This window comes from Nonomuraea deserti (genome assembly GCF_004348685.1).
In the GTDB taxonomy this organism is placed as follows: Bacteria; Actinomycetota; Actinomycetes; order Streptosporangiales; family Streptosporangiaceae; genus Nonomuraea; species Nonomuraea deserti.
In genome coordinates this window covers 1-1,079 of the sequence record NZ_SMKO01000422.1, presented here as the reverse complement: position 1 = coordinate 1,079, position 1,079 = coordinate 1, and the positions used below count along the sequence as shown (strand labels likewise).

The following is a 1,079-nucleotide window of genomic DNA, read 5'->3' as shown; positions in this document are numbered from 1 at the left end:
TCCCACCTGTACGCCATGGGCCTGTCGGACGAGGAGATGCGCCGCCCCGTGGTGGGCATCGCCTCCACCTGGACCGGCACCATGCCCTGCAACCTGACCCACCGCGAACTGGCCGCGCACGTGGCCGACGGCGTACGCGCGGCCGGCGGCCTGCCGATGGAGTTCAACACCATCGCCGTCTCCGACAACCTCACCATGCACACCCCCGGCATGCGCGCCTCACTGATCAGCCGCGAAGTGATCGCCGACTCCATCGAGCTCATGGGCCGCGCCCACTCCTTCGACGCCCTGGTCGCCATCGTCGGCTGCGACAAAACCGTCCCGGCCGCCATCATGGCCCTGGCCCGCCTGGACGTGCCCGCACTCGTCCTCTACAGCGGCAGCATGCTGCCCGGCCGCTGGCGCGGACACGACGTCACCATCCAGGACATGTGGGAAGCCCTCGGCGAACGCGCCGTCGGCCGCCTCGACCAGAACGACCTCGACGACCTGGCCCGCCACGCCTGCCCCGGCGCCGGCACCTGCGCCGCCCAATACACCGCCAACACCATGGGCAGCGTCGCCGACTTCCTCGGCCTGGCCCCCTTCGGCACCGGCGACATCCCCGCCGTGGCCCCCGACAAGAACACCGCCGCCCACCGCGCCGGCCAGATCGCCATGCAAGCCCTGGCCCGCGACGCCCGCCCCTCCCGCATCCTGACCGAAGACGCCCTGCACAACGCCATCGTCTCGGTCGCCGCCATGGGCGGCTCCACCAACGCCGTCCTGCACCTGCTCGCCATCGCCCGCGAAGCCGGACTCCCCCTCGCCATCGACACCATCGGCGACATCTGCCGCCAGGTCCCGATCATCACCGGACTCAAACCGAGCGGCGGCCCCCACACCGCCGCCGACCTGTGGCGGGCCGGCGGCACCTCCCTCGTGGCCCGCCGCCTGCTCGAAGCCGGCCTGCTCCGCGAGAACGCCACCCTCATCGACGGCCGCACCCTCGCCGACGTCGCCGCCCAAGCCCAGGAAACACCCGGCCAGACCGTCGTGGCCAGCGCACGACACCCGTTCAAACCCCGCGGCGCCCTGGC

Annotated in this window: 1 protein-coding gene; it reads left to right on the top strand. The window is 72.5% G+C overall.

Annotated elements, in window-relative coordinates:
* Positions 1 to 1,079, top strand: a 1,079-nt coding sequence (locus E1292_RS50470; protein ID WP_132606884.1) for a dihydroxy-acid dehydratase domain-containing protein, incomplete at both ends; no start/stop codon positions are given.